12 protein-coding genes are annotated in these 20,205 nt (G+C 67.6%); 5 read left to right on the forward strand and 7 right to left on the reverse strand.

All coding sequences use genetic code 11. The annotated features are described in order from the left end of the window. Positions 1 to 183 precede the first annotated feature (183 nt). The gene (locus tag ID132_RS12735) at positions 184 to 3,246 is read right to left on the reverse strand and encodes a UPF0182 family membrane protein (RefSeq protein ID WP_193128798.1); all 3,063 of its coding nucleotides are present in this window, start codon (positions 3,244 to 3,246) and stop codon (positions 184 to 186) included. Between the two features lie 89 nt (positions 3,247 to 3,335). Continuing rightward, positions 3,336 to 4,385, reverse strand: coding sequence for a YlbL family protein (locus ID132_RS12740; protein ID WP_328744549.1), 1,050 nt, complete (start codon positions 4,383 to 4,385; stop codon positions 3,336 to 3,338). Positions 4,386 to 4,619: 234 nt separating this feature from the next. On the opposite strand from ID132_RS12740, the gene ID132_RS12745 reads away from it, so the two are divergent. Next, complete coding sequence (locus ID132_RS12745; protein WP_125106151.1) at positions 4,620 to 6,008, forward strand: zinc-dependent metalloprotease; 1,389 nt, start codon at positions 4,620 to 4,622, stop codon at positions 6,006 to 6,008. Between the two features lie 805 nt (positions 6,009 to 6,813). Here ID132_RS12745 and ID132_RS12750 read toward each other — a convergent pair. Further along, entirely contained in the window at positions 6,814 to 8,556 is a 1,743-nt protein-coding gene (locus ID132_RS12750; protein WP_125106152.1) for an ATP-dependent helicase, read from the reverse strand. Then, positions 8,537 to 9,496, reverse strand: a complete 960-nt coding sequence (gene nudC / locus ID132_RS12755) for an NAD(+) diphosphatase (RefSeq protein WP_235988577.1) — start codon at positions 9,494 to 9,496, stop codon at positions 8,537 to 8,539. Before nudC ends, ID132_RS12750 begins: the two co-directional genes overlap by 20 nt. 67 nt (positions 9,497 to 9,563) lie before the next feature. On the opposite strand from nudC, the gene ID132_RS12760 reads away from it, so the two are divergent. Continuing rightward, positions 9,564 to 10,688: a phosphotransferase gene (locus ID132_RS12760; protein WP_193128799.1), complete on the forward strand. Its 1,125-nt coding sequence runs from the start codon at positions 9,564 to 9,566 to the stop codon at positions 10,686 to 10,688. Here ID132_RS12760 and ID132_RS12765 read toward each other — a convergent pair. The 3 genes from ID132_RS12765 to ID132_RS12775 all read right to left on the reverse strand — a co-directional run bounded on the left by ID132_RS12765 (position 10,685) and on the right by ID132_RS12775 (position 17,374). After that, positions 10,685 to 11,074, reverse strand: coding sequence for a PD-(D/E)XK nuclease family protein (locus ID132_RS12765; protein WP_235988578.1), 390 nt, complete (start codon positions 11,072 to 11,074; stop codon positions 10,685 to 10,687). The genes ID132_RS12760 and ID132_RS12765 overlap by 4 nt on opposite strands. A 4-nt stretch (positions 11,075 to 11,078) precedes the next feature. Beyond that, positions 11,079 to 14,063 (reverse strand): ATP-dependent helicase, encoded by a 2,985-nt coding sequence (locus ID132_RS12770; RefSeq protein WP_193128801.1) that lies wholly within the window; start codon positions 14,061 to 14,063, stop codon positions 11,079 to 11,081. Continuing rightward, the gene (locus tag ID132_RS12775) at positions 14,060 to 17,374 is read right to left on the reverse strand and encodes a PD-(D/E)XK nuclease family protein (protein ID WP_164509693.1); all 3,315 of its coding nucleotides are present in this window, start codon (positions 17,372 to 17,374) and stop codon (positions 14,060 to 14,062) included. The genes ID132_RS12770 and ID132_RS12775 overlap by 4 nt, the downstream gene beginning before the upstream one ends. 171 nt (positions 17,375 to 17,545) lie before the next feature. On the opposite strand from ID132_RS12775, the gene ID132_RS12780 reads away from it, so the two are divergent. From ID132_RS12780 to ID132_RS12790, 3 genes are read left to right on the forward strand one after another with little or no spacing between them, the layout of a single operon-like run. Then, positions 17,546 to 17,770 (forward strand): DUF3107 domain-containing protein, encoded by a 225-nt coding sequence (locus tag ID132_RS12780; RefSeq protein ID WP_125106156.1) that lies wholly within the window; start codon positions 17,546 to 17,548, stop codon positions 17,768 to 17,770. A 2-nt stretch (positions 17,771 to 17,772) separates the two neighbouring features. Next, entirely contained in the window at positions 17,773 to 18,099 is a 327-nt protein-coding gene (locus ID132_RS12785) for a hypothetical protein (RefSeq protein WP_125106157.1), read from the forward strand. Between the two features lie 9 nt (positions 18,100 to 18,108). Continuing rightward, positions 18,109 to 20,037 carry a helicase HerA-like domain-containing protein gene (locus tag ID132_RS12790; protein WP_125106158.1) on the forward strand — a complete coding sequence of 643 codons (1,929 nt, stop codon included), beginning with the start codon at positions 18,109 to 18,111 and terminating at the stop codon, positions 20,035 to 20,037. The last annotated feature ends 168 nt before the right edge of the window (positions 20,038 to 20,205 follow it).

Consider the following 20,205-nt stretch of genomic DNA (forward strand, 5'->3'; position numbering starts at 1 on the left):
TATGAGCCCGGCGAGCTACCGAACTGCTCCACCCCGCGGCACAAGAGAAAACATTACCGGATGTTTTCGTTGTTGTCCAGTTCACGTCCGCTTCACCCGAGATTCGGCGCGCGTACCCCGGAAAAGCGCCTCGCGGCGCGCCCCGTAGTGGGCACGCCGCGAGGCTGACAATCCGAGCTGAGACTATTCGCCGTTGTTGATGCGGTCCTGCGCCTCCTGCGCGCGCTCGAGCGCCTCGGTCATCCGCGCATCCGCCTCGGCCGCCCCCACGAGGTCGTTGTCGGCGTAGGCGTCCGTGCGATCCTGAAGGGCCGCAGAGGCGTCCGCCAAGGCCTGGTCGAGGTCTTCCTGCGCGCTACCGCTCGAGCCGCCCGTGCTGCCGTCCTGCGTCGCGTCGGGCGTCGACGTGGGTTCGGGCGTCGCCGTCGGTTCGGTCGTCGAGTCCGTTCCGCTGGTGTCATCAGGAACGTCCTGCGAGTTGTCACCGCCAGTGTCGGGCACGATGACATTCGGGTCCTCGGGCACCTCGTCGGCGTTCTGGTCACCCGCATCCGCGCCAGCATCACCGGCGAAGAGTTCGTCGAGCGCGGCATCCAGGGTGTCCTCGAACGCGATCTCGTCGCCGAAGGCAACGAGCACGCGCCGCATGAGCGGGTAGCTTGTCTCACCGGTCGACTGCACGTAGACCGGCTGCACGTACAGGAAGCCCTCGCCGACGGGTAGCGTCAGCAGGTTGCCTCGCAGCACCTGGGTCTGGCCACCTCGCTCAAGCAGGTTCAGCTGGTTCGCGACCGTCTCGTTCGAGTTGAAGATGTTCTGCACCTGACCCGGGCCATTCACCGAGTCATTCTGAATCTTCAACAGTGTGAGCGTGCCGTAATCGTCGGAAACCTTCCCGTCGCTCGACCCCGCATTCGCATTGGCCGAGAGATAGCCCGTCAAGACGTTTCGAGAAGTTGAACCGCTCGACACCATCGGGATGTACGTCGAGTAAATCGAGAACGCCGGCTCCTGGCCCGGCATCTGCATGGTCAAGTAGTAGGGCGGCTGACGCAGTTGCGCATCCGCCGACGACGTCGGGTCAACCGGCACCTGCCAGGCGTTCGTCTGGTTGTAGTACTCACCCGCGTTCGTCACGTGGTAGGTCGAAAGCATCGCTCGCTGCACCTTGAAGAGGTCCTGCGGGTAGCGGACGTGGCTCAGCAGGTCACCCGACATCTCGCTCACCGAGTGGAGGGTGTTCGGGAAGATCTTCTGCCAGGTCTGGAGGATCGGGTCCTCGGTGTCCCAAGCGTAGAGCGTGACCGACCCGTCGTACGCGTTCACGGTTGCCTTCACCGAGTTGCGGATGTAGTTCACTGCCTCGTTCGGGCCGGCCGTGGCGGGCGTGTTCGAGTCGGTCGCGGCCGCCTCGATCGAGGTCTGCGTCGAGTACGGGTACGCATCGCTCGTCGTGTACCCGTCGACGATCCACACGAGCTCGCCGTCGACCACCGAGGCGTACGGGTCGCCGTCGATCGTCAGGTACGGTGCCGCGGCCTGGACGCGCTGCGTGGGGTCACGGTCGTAGAGGATCTGCGAGTTCTCGTTGATCGCGTCTGAGAGCAGGATCTGCTCGGACTGGAACTTGATGGCGTACACGAGGCGGTTGAAGATGTTGCCAAGCGACGGGCCGCCCTCACCGGTGAAGGTGTAGTAGCTCTGCGAGGCACCATCGGCACCCGACACATGGTCGAACTCGGCCGGGTCGGAACCCTCCGGCGCGCCAACAATCGAGTACTCGGGCGAGCTCTCACCGAAGTACACGCGGGGCTCAAACTCGTCGAGCGCGCCCTCCTGCGGCATGCCCGCTTCGAAGAACAGGGGCTGACCGTCGGGGCCGCGCTGCGAACCGTAGGCGGCCACAAGACCGTAGCCGTGGGTGTAGACGATGGCCCGGTTCACCCACGACTGCGCGTCGGCGCCAAGGCCGTCGACGTTGATCTCGCGCAGCGCCATGACGGCGTCCTGCGTCTGGTCCTCAATGTCGTAGCGGTCGACGTCGAGCGTGCTCGGGAACTGGTAGTACGCGCGTTCCTGTTCGAACTGCGCGAAGGTTTGGCTGATCAAGGCGGGGTCCATGATGCGGATGTTCGCCGTGGTCTCGGCGTCCTCACGCAACTGGCCGGGCTCGGCCGTCGTGACGCCGGCGTAGTCGACCTCCTGCACGTCCGCCACGTCGTAGGCGTCGCGCGTGGCCGTGATGTTGCGGTCGATGTACTCGGACTCGAGTGACTGCTCGTTCGGGCCGACCTGCAGGTTCTGCACGAACCACGGGTAGACCATGCCGACGACGAGGCCGACAATAACGAGGCCCGCGACACCCATTGCCGGGAGCGTCCAGCGGCCGGCAATGGCGGCAAAGATGAACAGCAGCGCGACGATGACCGCGACGCCCGCGAGGATGGCGAGACCGGGCACGCGCGCGTGCACATCGGTGTAGAGCGCACCCGTCCACCGACCGTTCGACTCGGTGAGCGAGTTGTAGCGGTCGAACCAGAACGACACGCCCTGCGTCGCGACGAAGAGCGCCGCAACGATGGCGATCTGGATGCGCGAGGCCTTCGAGATGACAACCTCGCGGCCGGAGATATGGATGCCGCCGTAGAGGTAGCTCACCGCCACGGTCAGGACGAGGCAGACGAGCAGTGTCGAACTGATGAACGTGACGACGCCGCGCCAGAACGGCAGCTGGAAGACGTAGAAGCTGACGTCGTGACCGAACTGCGGGTCAGCAACGCCGAACGGCGTCGAGTTGAAGAACGCCAGCACGCTCTGCCAGCTGCCCGCGACAGAGAGACCGCCGAGCACGCCAAGGAAGATCGGAATCACGATAAAGACGATGCGACGCACGGGCTCGAGTGCGCGCTGGTACTCCCCCAGCTGTTGCGAGAGCTTCGCGTAGGTCGGCCGCGTGCGGTACGCGAGCTGCAGCATCGCATAGCTCGGCACCGCCAGACCGATGAGGCCGATCAAGAACATCGCGCCGGTAGCGAGCCACTGCGTGAAGAGCACCTGCTCGAACCCGAGCTGCTGGTACCAGAGGACGTCGGCGTAGATGCCCGAGAACCAGAAGAACACGATGATAAGCGCGACGACGATGGCAATCGTCGTGATGAGCGGTCCGAAGCGACGCGCCCCGGGGCCGCGCTGACCACCGTCCCCTGAACTACTTGCGGATGGACGTGGTGCTGCCGTTGCGCTCACTGAGGTCCCGTCGTTGTCGCTGTCGACACCGCTGGCACGAGCAAATCGTCGCGAGCCCGCGGCGTTATCTCGCCTATCCTAGCGGCTCGCTACGACTGCGGGACGCCCGCATCCACCGCATCCTGGCACGAGCGCAGGCCGTCGGTCGACTTGTCGGCGGCGTTCGTTTCGACGATGTCGAGCGCCTCGTCAAGGTTTCCAACGGCATAGACGGTCATGTCACCGGGAATGCCGCCGTCGAGCACCTCAGCACAGTTCGCCTCGGGCGCAATAAAGTAGTCCGCTCCAAGCGACACCGCCTCATACATCTTCTGCCGGATGCCGCCGATCGCGCCCACGGTGCCGTCGTCCGACATCGTGCCGGTGCCGGTCACCTGGTCGCCGCCGGTGAGGTCACCCTCGGTCAGCTTGTCGTAGGTGGCGAGCGCAAACATCATGCCCGCGCTCGGTCCACCGACGTCGCCAAGGTCGATCGAGACGTCGATCGGGAATTGGTACTCGTACTGCAACTGAACACCGAGCAACGGCACCTCTCCGTTGTCGGTCTCGGTGAGCTTCGGCGTGATCTCGACGCGGTGTTCCTTGCCGTCTCGCGTGAACACGACCTCGGTGGGTTCCTCGGTGAGCGTCAGCGCGCTGAGTTCTTCGGTATTCGTGATCGGCTTGCCGTCGATGGTGACGATGACGTCGCCCACCTCGAGCTCGCCGGCGGCGGCAGCATCCTCACCGACCGACGCCACGCTCATCTGTTCGGTGACGTCGTAGCCGAGCTCCGTGAGGGCCGCCGCGATGGCGGTGTCCTGAGCCTGCGTCATCATCAGCGCCGATTCTTCGTTGCGCTGGTCGACGGTCGTGCCCTCGGGGTAATAGGCCTCGACGGGCAGGACATCCTTCCCCGGCGTCATCCAGGCCCCGAGCACCTGCAGCCAGTTCGGCTGCGACTGCGGGTTGCCGACGATGTTCACCGTCATGACGTAGAGCGAGCCGTCGCCGGTGTCGTACGTCTCGGCGCCGGAGATCTGAATGACGTCCTGCTGCGTGCCATCGTCGTTCTCTTCCTGCCCGAGCGCGTTGAACGCGGGGCCGGGCTGGCGAATGACATAGGGCGCGGGTGAAACCGCCAGGATCACCAACGCCACGACCCCAAGAATGAGGCACCAACGACCGAACCGCTCCCGACTCCAGCGCCGACGCGCCGGTTTCTCGTCACCGATCCCGTCGGGCAAAGCGGCTTCGGGATGCTGGTGGCTTGCGGTCATGAATGAGCTTTCGCGTGATGGCTGATCGCCCTCGGTGAACGGAGCCGGTTTCCCCGGCTCCACCCGGGGGCACCCTGGCTACTCTAGAGCGAACCCCTGAGAGGAACGAAGCCGATGCCGAATAGCAATGGCCCCCAGAACAACGAGGACGACAACCGCTCGCCCGAAGAGGAAATGCGACGGATGCTCGAGCAGATGCTCGGCGGCGGCGGGATCGACTCCGACAAGCTCGCCGGCGCTGCGGGCTTGCCCGCCGACCCCCAGGCACTCGCGCACATGCTGATGCAGTTGCAGCAGGCGATGCAGAACCCGACCGACGGCGTCGACTGGGATCTTGTCCGCGACGCCGCCCGCCGGACCGCGACGCCGAACGAAGAGGTCGACGACGAGGATGCGCGCGCGTACGACCGCGCCTTCCAGGTCGCTGGCCTGTGGCTCGGCGACGCGATGGGCGACTCCTTCGGCGCGTTCTCGGGCATCCCGCAGACCATCACGCGGTACGAGTGGCTCGAACTCACCCTCGACGGCTGGGCCGAATTGACGAACCCGGTCGCGACGAGCATCTCGAACGCGCTCGTCGAGGTGCTTGCCGAGCAGGCGCCGGAAGAGATGAAGGACATGGTCGCACGCTCGGGCCCGATCGTTCGTTCGCTCGGGCAGTCGATGTTCGCGATGCAGCTCGGCCAGGTGCTCGGCCAGCTCGCGAAGGAGGTGCTGTCGGGCGGCGACATCGGCATGCCGGTGTTGCCCGACCACAAGGCCGCCCTCGTGCCGCAGAACCTGCAGGAGTGGTCGACCGATCTCGAGCTCGACCGCGACGAGGTGCTCATCTACTTTGCGCTGCGCGAGCTCGCGCACGCCCAGCTCTTCGCGCACGCCCGCTGGCTCCGGCTGCACCTCGTGTCGTCAATCACGGAGTTCGCCCGCGGCATCCGCATCGACACCGATCGCATCGAGGAGACCATCCGCGAGCTCGACGTGTCGAACCCCGAGGAGATCCAGCTCGTGCTCAAGTCGGGCCAGCTGATTCCGCCCCGCAGCCCCGAGCAAGACCAGGCGCTCGAGCGACTCGAGACGGTCCTCGCCCTCATCGAGGGTTGGGTCGACGTGGTGACCGAGGACGCGACGAGTCGCCTGCCGAACGCTGGCGCGCTCAGCGAGATGGTGCGGCGGCGCCGCGCCACCGGCTCGCCGGCCGAGCACGCGTTCGGCTCGCTCGTCGGCCTCGAGCTGCGCCCGCGCCGCTTGCGTGAGGCGATGAGCATGTGGCGACTCGTTACGGAGAAACTCGGCGTGGCCGAGCGCGACGCGCTCTGGGACCACCGCGACGCGCTGCCCGGCGCGGAGGATATCGACGACCCGTTCGCCCTCGTCGAGCGGCTGCAGGGTGGCGACGGCGAGCCGGATGAGCTCGACAATGACCTCGCGCGCCTGCTCGGCGACCCGGGTTCGTTTGGCGACGCGCCCGCCGGTGGCGATCTGAGCGACGACGACGCCAAGTAGGGCACCGACCCGCGCTGGCGCCTGTGGATAATTCCACGGGCGCCGGCGCTTTTTCGCAATGATGCGAGAGTGCAATATCGACTCGCCGCAGACACCCCCGTGACCTGGGTCGGCAACGACCGGGTGCGCGTGGGCGGGGTGGTGCGCGCGGTCACGGTGGCCGACACGCAGCTCACCCACGACCTCATCTCTGAGCTCCGCAACGGCGCGGAGCGGGAGTACCTCGAGCGCATCGCCGCGACGCACCCCGACCGCAAGCGCGCCGACGAGCTCCTGGTTGATGCGCTGTTGTCGGTGTGCTCCCCCGTCGCAGAGCAAAGTGCGCGGCGCGCCCGCGTGCTGGTGCGCACCCCGTCCTCGTCAGTGTCGTTCGCCCGAAGCGTCGCGGCCGAGTTCGCGCGGCGCGGGCACCACGTGGTGTTTGCGGCGGCCGAAGCCCGCCCGGCAGCCGACACCGACCTCGTGGTCGAGGTGACCGAGCGAGTACTCTCACCCCGACGCTACTTGCCGCTCATGGCCGACGATCTCGCGCACCTCGTCATCGCGCGAGACGACGAAGGCATCCTGCTCGGCCCCTTCGTGTTGCCGGGCCGAACCCCGTGCCTGCGGTGTGATGACCTCCGCAACGCCGCCGAAGACGACATGTGGATCGCGACGGCGACGCAGCTGCATGACTTGCCGCCCGCGCATCCGCCGCTCGAACTCGAGTGGCTCGCAGCGGTAGTCGGGGCGCAAAGCGTTGAGCCGTTCCTCGCCGGCGTGCAGCCGGCCCCCGGCGAGGGCCTCACGTTTCGCCGCGAACGCCTTACCGGTCTGCGTCGGGACGGTGCAGACGTGGAGTTCCAGCCCGGATGCGGTTGCCAAGCTCCGGGAGAAACCGTGTTGGCGGCTGTACCAGCGCGTGCGAAAGGTGCAGTTGATCTCGGGCTCGCGTGAGGGCAACGTAGAAGAGGCGACGCTCCTCGTTGACCAGCTCGGGCTCGTTCGCGGCGGCCGAGGTCGGGAGGAGGCCCTCGCGCAGGCCGACGACATAGACGTGATCCCACTCAAGGCCCTTGGCCGCGTGCATCGTCGAGATCGTCACGGCGTCGATCGGGAGCTCGAACTGGTGCGCGGCGCGGTTCTCGAGCTCGGCGCTAAATTCTGCGAGCGTCGTGCCAGCCTCCGCGCGGTCAGCAAACTGCATGATCGCATCCATCGCACCCCAGGCCTCGCGGAGTGGACCTGGTTCGGCCGGTCGCTGTTGCTGCCAGCCGCGCGAGCGAAGCACGTTGCTCACGGTCTGAAAGAGCGGCCCACCGTCTTGCTCGGCAACGACCGCCGCGTGCAGCCCCGCAAGCACGGCCCGAACCTCCGGCCTGCGGAAGAATGGCATGCCGCCCGCGAGCCGGAACGGCACACCGGCCGCCTCGAGCGCCCGCTCGAGCACGCCGACCTGAGCGTTCGTCCGCACCAGAATCGCGACGTCGCCGGGCGCACGCCCCGCTTCGAGATCTTGGCGGATGCTCCGGGCCACACCGGCCGCCTCGGCCTCATCACTGTCGTACGACCGAACATCGGGCTGCGGAAACTTGCCGGTGTGTGCCCGCAGCGGGTCGAGCTGAATCGCGTGCGAGATGTGCTTCGCGAGTTCATTTGCGGCGGCGACGATCGGCGGCGTCGAACGGTACGAACCGTCGACCCGAATCACCCGCGCGTCGGCAAACTCGCTCGCGAACCCGGTGAGGTAGTTGGCGTTCGCGCCCGCGAACGAGTAGATCGTCTGGGCGGGGTCGCCCACGACGCAGAGTTCGCGGCGATTACCGAGCCAAAGCCGCAGCAGCTTGTGCTGCAGCGGCGAGATGTCCTGGTACTCGTCGACGACGAAGAAGCGGTACTGCGACCGCACCTGCGACGTGATCCACGGCTCGCTCTCGAGCATGCCCGCGGTGGCGAGCAGCACATCCTCGAAGTCAAGCTGGTGCCGCGACTCCTTCGCGCGCTCGTACTGCACGGCGAGGTCGTGGAGTTGTTCGGCCGGCAGACCGGTCTCGTTGGGGCGCCGGCCAGTCGCGAGATCTTCACCGAATTGGTCGAGCGTGCGCTCCGACACCTTGCGCCATTCGAGCTGTTCGGCGACCTTGCGCAGCAGCTGTGGGCTGAGCCGCACGCCGGCGCGGTCGGCCGCCTCCGAAATGATGGGCGACTTGCTCGAGACAATGCCTGGGAAGCTGCCGCCCACGGCCTGCGGCCAAAAGAAACTGAGTTGGCGCAGCGCGGCCGAGTGGAAGGTGCGCGCCTGCACGGCCGAGGCGCCAAGCGTGCCGAGTCGGCCGCGAAGCTGCCCCGCAGCGCGGTTCGTGAATGTGAGCGCGAGCACGCGATCTGGCGCGTAGACGCCTGTGCGCACGCCGTACGCGATTCGCCGAGTGATGGTGTGGGTCTTGCCGGTGCCCGGCCCGGCGAAAATGCAGACCGGGCCGACGACCGCGAGGGCGGCTTCGCGCTGGGCGGGGTTGAGATCGGCGAGCAGGCTGGCGCCGGCTGAATCAGCCGATCGGTCCGCCATACCACTCCTCGATGATCGCGCGGGCGATAGAGATTCGGCCGGGCAGCTGGTCGACGTGCTCGACGATTTCTTCGCGCGTGAACCAGCGAACCTCGGCGATTTCGACGCCGTCGCCGACGACCTCGGCAGGGTCCTGGCTCGGGTCGAGCTCGGCGAGGAAGCCGAGCATGAGGCTCGCAGGGAACGGCCAGGGCTGCGAGCCGAGATAGCGCGGGTTGCGAACGCGCGCTCCGGATTCCTCGGCCGCCTCGCGAATCACGGCGTGCTCGAGCGATTCGCCCGGTTCGACGAATCCCGCGAGCACCGAGTACCGTTTCGGGGTCCAGTTCACGTTCGCGCCGAGCAGGATGCGGTCGTTCTGGTCGATGACGCCGACGATGATGGCCGCGTCAGTGCGCGGAAAGGTCGGGTCGCCGCCCTCCTCGCCGCGCAGCACCCAACCGTTGTGTTCGGAAACGGCGCGCGCACCGGTCGACGGCGAGAACGCGTGGGCGGAGTGGAAGTTGCGCATGGCGAGCGCCTGCGCCGCGAGGCCCGTGTCGAGGTCGTCGAACCCGGCGCCGCGCTCACGGAGGTCCGCCCACCGCTCGCTGTCGGGCTCAAGCTCGCCCGCCTCGAAGTCGGAGATGGCCGCAGCAAAGATCGGGGTGCCGACTTCGTCGACGCGCCCACCCGGGTTCTCGCGCGGCTGCGTGAGCTTGCCGAGATAGATCATCGCGGGTCCCTCACGCAGTTGCTCGACGCCGCCGAGCTGGTCGACGGGGCGAAGATCGAGTCGCAGCGCGCGACCTTGTTCGGTTTCACCGACGAGGGTCGCGTCCCGGCGCTGAACGAGGATGCGTACATCCGGGTGCTCGAGCAGAGTCGCGTCGCTGCGATGGGCGTCGTCACGATCGTGGGCTGCGCGGGACAGGGCAAGGCGATCGACAAACTCGTTCATGATGCAGCCCATCCTAGGTCGGTGTGGCAACGCGGCTCCTGGATCCCCTCCCCCTAGGCTTTCGGCTATGAGTGGTCAGTTCCTCCAGCTTGCCGGCCTCGCGACTGCGGCCATCGAGAATCTCTGCGTCACCGAAGCAGCAGACTGCGGCTACGACGACACCCACGACTACGACTCCGCGCTGCTGCGCACCCGCGACCACGGCAATCTGCTCGTCCGTCGCGCGGCCTCGCCGTCGGCGGCCCAGGAATTGCGCAGCCGCAGCGCGGCACTGGTCGCACTGACGCCTGGCGTGCGAGCCCGGCTGCCCTTTGACGTGCCTCGCCAGCTCGGTGGCGGGCTTCGCAGCGAGCCGCCGTTCGCGGTGTACTCGTTCGTGAAGGGCTCGCCGGCCGACCGCACCCCGCTGGACTTTGACTCAGAGCTCGTGCCCGAGATCGGGCGCGCCATCGCGGCGATCCACGGGCTACCGAAGCAGACGCTCGTCGACGCCGGCCTGCAGCAGTGGTCGGCCGCCGATGTGCGCGAGTCGACCGAGACGCTCATCCGCCGGTCGGATGCGACGGGTCGCCTTCCTGGAGCCCTCGCCGACCGCTGGGGCAGCGCCGTCGACGATCCCCAGCTGTGGGAGTTTTCGCCGAGCGTGATCCACGGTTCACTCGAGCGCTCGTCGTTCTTGGTCACCGGTGCAACGGTCTCGGGCGTGCTCGGCTGGAGCGACCTTCGCATCGGCGACCCGGCTGCGGACATCCGCTGGGTGCAGACGCTCGACGGTGCGGTGATGCGAGCCCTGCTCGACGAATACACGGATGCGCGTGGCGCCTCGGTCGACCGACAGCTCCGCCAGCGGGCTCTACTTTACGCCGAGCTTGAGCTCGCGCGCTGGCTGCTCTTCGGCGTCGAACACCGCAACCCCGAGGTGGTCGCCGACGCCGAGCAGCTGCTCGACGGCCTCGTCACGCGCGTGCGCAGCCTCGACGAATCGGAGCTGCGGCACGCCACGCTGCCGGTGCTCGACCTCGAAGAGGTGCAGCGGTTACTCGCGAATGCGGGCGACCGCTCTCGGGCCCAGCAGTTCCAACGGCGTCGTGCTGAGACCGAGAGCGCGCCCGAGGATCTCGGCGACGAGTTCGACGACGACCTCCCGGCCGGGGAAGCGCCGTCGACCTCGTCGGAGCGCGACGAGCTCTAGCTCTTCTGGGCAACCCTCCGCTGCGCTTCGCGGAGGAGCGCGACGAGCTCGTCGACGCTGAGGAGTTCGGTCACGCTGATCTCGAGATCGTCGGTCACGTAATAGAGCGTCGCCCGGATGCGCTCGATCGGCTCGTCGAAGCTTGCCGCGTAGGCGTGGGCGTAGCTCATGAGCTGGTACTCGCGCCCACGGCGTTCCTCCGCGGTACGCGGGGCGCGTCCTGTCTTCCAGTCGACGATTTCGATCGTGCCGTCGGCATCGCGGTAGACCGCATCGATCTTGTTGACGACCGTGAACTCGCCGAGCGGCGCGTCGACCGGGAGCTCAACCGCGCTCGGGCGGCGGCCGCCGGCCGTGAACCGGCTCGCGAGGAACGTCGACTGCAACTGTTCAAGCCGCTGCCGATCGTCGTCGTCGAGCTGCGTCAGACTTGCGGAGGTGAAGTCGGCATCGTCGAGATCGGCGNCCCTCGAGTGCGGCTCCCCCGCCAGCGACGTCCTCATAGAGGCTTTCAACCCAGCTGTGGAAGAGGTTGCCGACGAGCGTGGCCCGATACGGACGGCTCGGCATTGGCCGCGCCGCGTTGCGGGCGATCGTCGACGGGTCATCGAACAGGTCGTGCAGGAGGGACGCGCCAAACCGCGCCGGAAGGCGCAGCTCGGGTGGCGTGTTCGCCTGTTCACGTTCGGCGACGAGGAGCTGAATGAGCTCATCGTACGGCGACTCGACCGTGGCGGACTCGGCCGCAGCACCGACTTGGTTCGCGATTTCGGCGGTGGTTGCAAGGTCGTCGCGTGCCATCGGGGCGGGCGGCCACGCCTGCGGCAGGGCGTCGCCCTCGAGGGGGTTCGTCGACAGCGCGTCTTTGATGGCTTTGAGATCGTCATCCATTTCTGCGTCGAGTTGCGCAAGGGTGAAGACCACGGGCTGGTCGTCGACGCGGGCCCAGGGCGCATCGAACTGCGTGTGTTCGAGCGGCAGCGGGTCTCGTAGCTCGAGTTGGAACATCGACGGGGTCGACGAGTTCTTCAGTCCCGGCTTCCAGCGCGCACTCGTCAGCAGCAAGCCGTGCTTCGCCCGCGTCATGGCAACGTAGGCGAGCCGGCGGTCCTCGCGAATCAGCTGGAGGAACTTCTGTGTGACGAACGACTGCTCGCGTTCGTTGCCCGCCCCGTCGCGATCGTGCATGAGCACGGCCTTGAACTGCTCTTTCAGGTCTTCGCCCGTTTCGATCTTGCTCAGTGGCAGGTAGGGCAGGTCTGCTCGGTCTTCGCGGAGCGCGTTCGGCAGTTGTCCGCTGCCCACGAGCTGATTTGCTCCCTGCGGCCCCGGCAACTTGCCCTTCGCAAGGTTGCCGAGTGCGACGTAGTCCCACTCGAGGCCCTTCGCCGAGTGAATCGTCGTGAGCTGCACGATTCCCTCCTTCGGTGGGGCGGGCGCGTACTCGGCGAGCTGGTCGTCGCGGAACGTGAGTTCGAGCCAGTCGAGGAACTCGTGCACGTCGGCCTCGGGCACCGCCGAGGCGTATTGCACGACGGCGTCGACAAAGGCGTCAAGGTTCGCTACGGCAACCGCGTTGCGGGGATTCGCCGCGGTTTCGACGCGAAGCCGTGACAACGAGATCGTCGTAGTCACCCAGTCGACGAGCGGGAGGTCCATGGCACCACGCACCCGGCTGATGAGCGTGCCGGCGTCGCGGAGTCGACGCTCGCCCTCCTCGGTCAGCTCGGGAACAAATCGGCGTACGGTTTCGGAGGTCGCGGTGCGAACGAACTCGAGTGCCTCGGCGAGTGAGGTGCCCGACTCGGTGTCACGGATGTCGTCGCGCACGGCGCGACTGCGCTGCTCGTCCAGCTTGCGGCCGTCGGCGCCGAGGCGCGTGAGTGCCCCGGCGAGCTCGCTGAGCTGGTGTACGTCGGCGAGGCCGAGCTCGAAGCGGGCGCCGAGAAGCAGGCGCAGTAGTTCTGAGCCCGCGTACTCGTCGGCGGCGGCACGCAGCAGCGAAGTGAGGTCGACCACCTCGGGGGTGCGCACGAGGCCGCCGAGGCCAATCACCTGGTGTGGCACGCCCGCGTCGTGGAGTGCCTGCGCGTAGGCGGCCATGCTGCTGCGGGCGCGCACCAGCACCGCGCCGGTCGCGTCCGGGACCTGTTCGAGTTTGCTCGCGAACCATTGGGCGACGTGCTTGGCCTCGTCGGGTTCAGTGAGGAAGTGCCGAACGTGCACCTCGCCTTCGCCCGCCGACGCCGCAGCCTTGAGTTCTTCGCCCCGTTCGGTTGCCGGCAGCGGCGCAGCGATCGTGTTCGCCACGCGCAGGATCTCGCGGTCGTTACGCCACGAGGTCGTCAGCGTGAACTGGTGGTATTCGCTGCCGTTCGCAAAGTCGGCCGCGAAGCGCTTCATGTTTGCCGCACTTGCGCCCCGCCAGGCGTAGATCGACTGCTTGGGGTCGCCGACCGCCATGACCGCCTGCCGACCGAACAACTCGGCGAAGAGCCGTGTCTGGCCGACCGAGGTGTCTTGGTATTCGTCGAGGATCACCTGGCGTGTTGCGCCCCGCACTTCTTCGGCGATCGCCGGATCGAGGGCAATGATCTGCGCGGCGTAGGCCACCTGGTCGGTGAACTCGATCGCGCCGAGTTCGACCTTGCGGGCCTCGTACACCTCTGCGAGACGGGCATAGATGGCGAGCTGGTCGAGACGCTCAAGCTGGAGGTTCGTGGTGCGCAACGCTTGGGTGAAGGGCTTCGCGGAGCGCCCTTCGATCTCGTCGGCGCGCGTCGCGACCTCGGCCGCATAGTCCGCCACCTCTGCCGCGGTGCGACCGTTCTCGCGCATTGCGCGTGCGATCTTCAGCGCGCTGGCTGCGACCGAGCCGACCGAAGTCGTGCCGAGGCCTTCGAGCCCGGCATCTTCGGAGGCGAGCACCACCGAGCGCATCAGCGAAAACGCGCTCGGCTCGTCAAGCAGCAGGGCATCGGGCTCACGGCCCACGAGCAGGGCGTACTGCTTGTAGATGTCGCTCGCGTACGAGTTATAGGTCGACACCTGCGGCAGGTTGAACTCGTCGACGTCGATGTGCCCGGCGAGCCGCAGCCGTTCGAGCCCCGCCTCGACGCGCTCGCGAAGCTCGCCGGCGGCCTTGCGGGTGAAGGTGAGCCCGAGCACCTCGGACGGTGCGACGCCGCGGTTCGCGACAAGCCAGAGGATGCGCAGCATCATCGTGTGGGTCTTGCCGCTGCCCGCCCCCGCCGTGACGATCGTCGGCGCGAGCGGCGAATCGACGATCTGCCGCTGTTCTTCGGTGATCGGGTAGGCGGTGGCGCCGGGCTTGGTGGTGAGCTCGGCGAGCTGTTCGAACGTGATCGGACTCATTCGGTGACCTCTCCGATGGCGTGAATTAGGCAGGAGCGCGAGCCACTCAGGCAGTGCCCCTCGGGTTCATAGAGATATTGCGCGGGAGCAGCCACATCGGGCTCGTCGCCGTCGAGCTGGTACGCGGCCTGCTGAATGGCAACGGTCACGAACTCGTCGATCGCCGCGTCGACGTCCGTCTCGCTCGGTCGCTCCTGCAGCACGACCTTCCACGGCACCTTCGCCGCCCCCCGGCCGCTGGGAACCCTGGGATACACGAGGGCCGCGCCCTCAAGTGCAATACCTCCGAGCTCGAACTCACTAATGCCGCCCCGCAGCGCAGCGACCTGGTAGGCGCGTAGCTGGTCGTTCTCGTCGGCCTTCGTCTGCGCGCTCGTGCCGGTCTTGAAATCGACGATGCGGATGCCGCTGTCGCGATGCTCTTCGATGCGGTCGATTCGTCCCCGCACCTGCACGTCGACATCGACGCCGTGGTCGTCGCGGGCAGCCCGATCGAGTTCGAGTAGCATCGCGCGCTCACCCGCAAGCGGTGTGACGCCCTCACGCTTGAGGTAGTCCCACAGCGAGATGGTCGCGTCGCGGACGATCTGCCGGTTGGAGGTGCGCAGCCAAGGTGCATCGAACTCGAGCTGATCGAGTTGCTGCAGCGCGAACTCGACCATGGACTCGATGGTCGCGAAGTCGGCCTCGTGCTCGGCGGCGCTGTGGAGGATCGTGCCGAGCGACATGGCGAGATTCGAGGCGCCGCCCGCGTGTTGGTCGACGAACCAGTTCACGGAACACTCCTTGAACGACTGAATGCCCGACGGGTACAGCGTTAACTGCAGCGTGTGCTCGTCGGGCGTGACGAGTGGCGCGGTCGAGGAGCGACCATGGATGCCGAACCAGTTCGCCGGATCGGCCGCCTCGACGCCGTGCCGGGCCAGTTGGGCGAGCGCCGCGACGCGCTCGGCGCGCGCCACCGGTGCGCAGCGGGCTGCCTCGCGACGGAGGCGGGCCGCGAGCTGGTCAAGGCTGAGGTGCGCGTACTCGAGCCCCTCGATGCCGGTGAAGGCGAAGTCGGGCGCGAGTTCAGGCAGGTCGAGGCGATGCACAAATTGCGAGGGTGCGTTCTCGTCGTCGCGCACCGCGGTGAGCAGGAGCCGCTCGGTTGTCCTCGAAACTGCCGCGGCAAGCAGCCGCTGTTCGTCCGCGAGCACGACGGCGCGTCGGTCGAGGTGGGTCGGTGTTTCGGCCGAGGTTTGTGCCTCGGTGAGCCGACCCGCGCCGAGAAGGGAGTCGCGCACTCGCAGATTCGGCCAGGCCCCCTCGTTGACGCTCGCCACTACGACAACGCGCCAGGTGCGCCCTATGGCGCCGGCCGGCGTCGTCAGCGTGACGGCATCGACCGCGCCGCGACGCGCGAGTGAGTCGTCGACGACCGAGTCGCGTTGCCAGTCGGCGAGAAACCCGTCGAGCGAGACCGTGGGTTCGCGCTCGACCACGCGCTTGGCGCGGTCGAACAGCGCCACCACGGCGTCGAGCCGCCGATTCATCGCGACCGCGTCCTCACCCACACCGAGCGCGGTGTCGCGCCAGCGCTGCTCTCGACGCGCATCCGTCCAGGCTTCGAAGAGCACGGCGTCGATCGTCGCACCCGCGGCGTGGGCCGTGTGCATGCGCCCGAGCGACTCGAGTAGGTTCGTGACCGACCGGGCAGCGTGAGCCGCCGCCGAAGCGGCGAGCGAGTCGATCGCGGCCTGCGCCGACGCATCCGCCCCGCCCCGAAGCACAGCGTTGACGTGGCTGGCCAGCACCTCGCCGCCGCCTCGCCCCGACCCGGCCGACTCGCCGATACCGAGATCGGCAAGGTAACAGGCTCGGCGCAGGCGACGAATCAGGAGGGAGTCGACGCGATACAGCGGCGACGCGAGGATCGAGAACAGCTCCGCCTCGGTAAATTCACCGCGCACGATGCCCGCGGCCATCGTGAGAATCGCCCGGACGGTCGCGTCGTTCGCGGCCGGAATTGGCGCGGAGTCCTGTGCCGCGACGCCGGCCCGATCGAGCCCGCGGCTCAGGGCCTCGAGTCGCGTCGAGTTGCGCGCGATCACCGCCATGTCGCTCCATGGCACGCCGTCAATGAGGTGGGCGTGCCGCAGGTAGCCCGCAATGAGGTCGGTCTCGTGGTTCGCCGACTCAAGCACCGCGTGTTCCGCGCGGCCGTCTTCGCCCCCATCGACCTTGGGGCCCGATCGTCGTCGCTCGCTCGGTCCGAGCGGGGGCAGGCCATTCACGGCGCGCGATACAACTCCGCGGAGCACCTCGTCGTGTCGATACTGCTGCTGCAGTGTGACGGTGGCCGGCGCCGAGTCGCCCTCGTCGCGCCAGTTGACCGCGAATGCTGCGTGACCGGCGTGAAAGCTGCCGGTCGCGATATCGGGGTCGCCGAAGGAGATGACGCGGGCGCCCTGACGCTCGAACTGCGCGACGAGCGCGCGGGCCGATTCGGTGAGTTCCTGCGCGTCGTCAACACACACAAGCCGCACCCCGTCGAACACGTCGATGCCGCTTCGGCCGAGCGCGCGCCGAGACAACAACTGTGTGGCGAGCATGAGCGCGCTCGCCGTGTCGAACGCCTCGCGCTCGTCGGCCCCCGAGATCGAGCGGTCAAAGCGCGAGTTCTCATAGTCGCGAATGAGCGCGGCCGCCCCGGCCCAGAGCACACGGTGACGCTGCCCACTCGGCGCAGCGGTTCCCGGTTCGAGCGCGAGCGCGGCGAGGTCGTCGGAGCTCATGCCCCGCTCGGTGAGCGCGGTGATCAGGTCGCGCAGTTCGCCCCGGAATCCCGCCAGCGTCATGGTGTCGGCGGTGAACCATTCGGGCCACGGAAGCCGCTTGCCGAGACGTTCCATCGTGCCGTCGAGGTAGCCCTCGATGAGTTCCGAGAGGATGTCGTCCTGTGCCGAGCCGGTGAGCAGCACCGGCCTCGGCCCGCCCGAGCGCACTCGAGCGTCGGCGATGATCTCCATCGCGATCGAGGCCGGGGTACGACCGAGCGTCGCCCCGCGGGTTGCTCGAGCGAGGCGGCGCTGTAGGCGTTCGCGCAACAGCTCGGCGCTGCGGCGGTTCGCCGCGAGCACGAGCACCTCGTCGGGGCGAAGACCGGCCTCGACTCGCTGTGCTACGAGTTCGACCAACGTGGTGGTGCGACCAGAGCCCGGCGCACCAAGCACGCTGAGCGATTGATTCTCTGCCGCCGAGAGTACCCCGAGCTGGCTCTCATCGAGCGCCGTTGCCAGCCCCTGCGCCTCGCGTGCATTTTGCTGCATCTCTGCCCCTTCCGACTGTTCGCTCCACGCTATCCGCATCCACCGACATGACTCGCCAAGTACCGATTGCACGCCACCGGCGAACGCCGAGCGGATGTGGTGAGAGCGGCAAGTAGGCTAGGCCCACACGCCGTATCGATCAGGCGACGAGGCATAACGAAAGGCATAGACGTGGAACTGCGCATTGGCATTCTGCACTCCCCCCGCGAACTCGCGTTCGAGACCAACCAGACCGCGGCCGAAGTTGAGCAGGCGCTCACCGACGCAGTGGCGAGTGACAACGGCATCGCGCGCTTCACCGACGACCGCGACCGCGTGTTCCTCGTGAACGCTGAGAAGATCGCCTTCGTCGAGATCGGTGAAGAGGCACAGCGCCGCGTCGGATTCGTCGCATAGCGATGGAGGTCTTCTTCGCCGGCATCTTCGGCATCGTTATCGGGCTCATCAGCTACTCCTTCGCGAAGCCGAAGGATGCGGTTGGCAGCGCCCTCATGCCCGCGCTCGGCGGCATCACCGCCCTGCTCTGGTGGGTCGTCGCGACCTGGGGTGCTCGCCTACTTGGCCTCACCTGGCTCTTCTACGACGCGTTCTGGATCTGGGCGCTGCTCGTCATCGTGACCGCCGCGGTCACCGTTCCCGTCGCCCTGTCGCTGCCACGTCGGCGCGCCGCGGCCGACGCCGACCTGCTTGACCGTCTCAGCCACCGGAGCCGCGTGCGTGCGTAGTCTGTCCGCATGTCGAATGACTCCGTTGATCCCGTAGCAGCTGCCCGCGAGGCCGTCGAAAAGGCCCAGGCCGAACTTGCCGCCGCCGAGGCGGCCGCCAAGCAGGCCGCCGAGTCCGCTGCCATCGACGCGGCGGCGCCCGCACCAGAAGAGTCGTCCGAGGCCGCAACCGCTGAGCCGTCCGCGGGCGAGACGGCTGGTGCCGCATCCGACGAGCCGGCCACAACCCCAGCGCCGGATGCAGCGGCCGAGTCGCCCGAACCTGAGGCACAAAAGGAGCCCGCCGCCGCCAAGCCTGGCGCGGCCGGCGGGCCACTCGCCGAGGGCGACGTCGAGGCGATTCGCTCGGGCTACTCGTTCGACGCGCCCGCCCTCGAGCTTGGCGCGCTCGTCAACGGCGAGGTTGATGCGGCCGTGCCCGTGCGCATCCCGCTCGCCATGACCAACCGCCACGGTCTCGTGGCGGGCGCCACTGGCACCGGCAAGACCAAGACGCTGCAGGTCATGCTTGAGCAGCTCTCGGCGGCAGGTGTGCCGGTGTTCGCGGCGGACATCAAGGGTGATCTCTCTGGTGTCGCAACCGAGGGTACGGCCAGCGACGGCCTGCTCGCCCGCACGAAGTCGATCGGGCAGGATTGGCAGCCCACCGCTTTCCCGAGCGAGTTCTACAGCCTCGGCGGTCGCGGCACCGGTGTGCCGATCCGCGCCACGGTCTCGAGCTTCGGCCCGCTCATGCTCGCGAAGGTGCTTGGCCTCAACGAAACGCAGGAGTCGAGCCTCGGGCTCGTCTTCCACTTCGCCGACCAGCAGGGCCTGCCCCTCGTCAACCTCGACGACGTGCGCTCGCTACTGCAGTACCTCACCTCCGACCTCGGCAAGAGCGAGCTCAAGGGCATTGGCGGCGTCTCGAAGCAGACCGCGGGCGTGATTCTGCGCGAGCTCACGAACTTTGCGGCAAACGGCGCCGATGTGTTCTTCGGCGAACCCGAGATCGACACAGCCGAGTTCCTCCGCACCGCCGCGGATGGTCGCGGCATCGTCTCGCTGCTCGAGCTGCCCGGCGTCGCGCAGCAGCCGCAACTCTTCTCGACGTTCCTCATGTGGCTGCTTGCCGACCTGTTCTCGGCGCTGCCAGAGGTCGGCGACCTCGACAAACCGAAGCTCGTGTTCTTCTTCGACGAGGCGCACCTGCTCTTCGCGGATGCGTCGAAGGAGTTCGTCTCGCAGATCGTGCAGACCGTGCGGCTCATCCGTTCGAAGGGGGTCGGCATCTTCTTCGTCACGCAGACGCCGAAGGATGTGCCCGACGACGTGCTCGCGCAGCTCGGCTCACGCGTGCAACACCAGTTGCGCGCGCACACGCCGAACGATGCGAAGTCGCTGCGGGCGACGGTGCGCACCTACCCGAACTCGGGATACGACCTGGAGCAGGTGCTCACACAGCTCGCGACCGGAGAGGCGATCGTCACCGTCATGAACGAAAAGGGCGCGCCCTCCCCCGTCGCCTGGACCCGGATGCGCGCACCGCAGGGCTCGATGGACCCGACCCCTGCCGCGCAGATCGAGTCGACGGTCAACGCCTCGCCGTTGCTCGCGAAGTATGGCACGGCGGTCGACCCGGAGTCGGCGCACGAGATCCTGACCGCGAAGATGAACGCCGCGGCCGAGGCCGAGCGCGCCGAGGAGGAGCGTGAGGCGGCCGAGAAGGAGCGCGCCAGGGAGGAGAAGGAACGGGCGCGCGAGGAAAAGGAACGGGCGCGCGAGGAGAAGGAGCGCGCCGCGGCCGAGAAGGCCCGGAACCGCCAGTCCACGACCACTCGCACGTCGTCGCGCCGCGAGAAGTCGGTCGTCGAGGAGGTCCTCGGCTCCCGCGCGGCTCAGAGCGCCGTGAAGGAAGTCGTGCGCAGCGTCTTCGGCACGCTCATGAAGAAGCGCTAGGCGCTGCGGAGCCCAGCCAACAATGTGGCTGGGCTCCGAACCTCACGCGACCCAGTTCATACACCAAACGATCCAGGGAAGCGCCACGAGGTCAATCAGCACCGCCCCGGCAAGTGGCACAATGATGAAAGCTCTTTCGGATTTAACGGGCTCATCGCAATCGAGGGT

It is taken from the genome of Gulosibacter sediminis (genome assembly GCF_014904065.1).
In the GTDB taxonomy this organism is placed as follows: domain Bacteria; phylum Actinomycetota; class Actinomycetes; order Actinomycetales; family Microbacteriaceae; genus Gulosibacter; species Gulosibacter sediminis.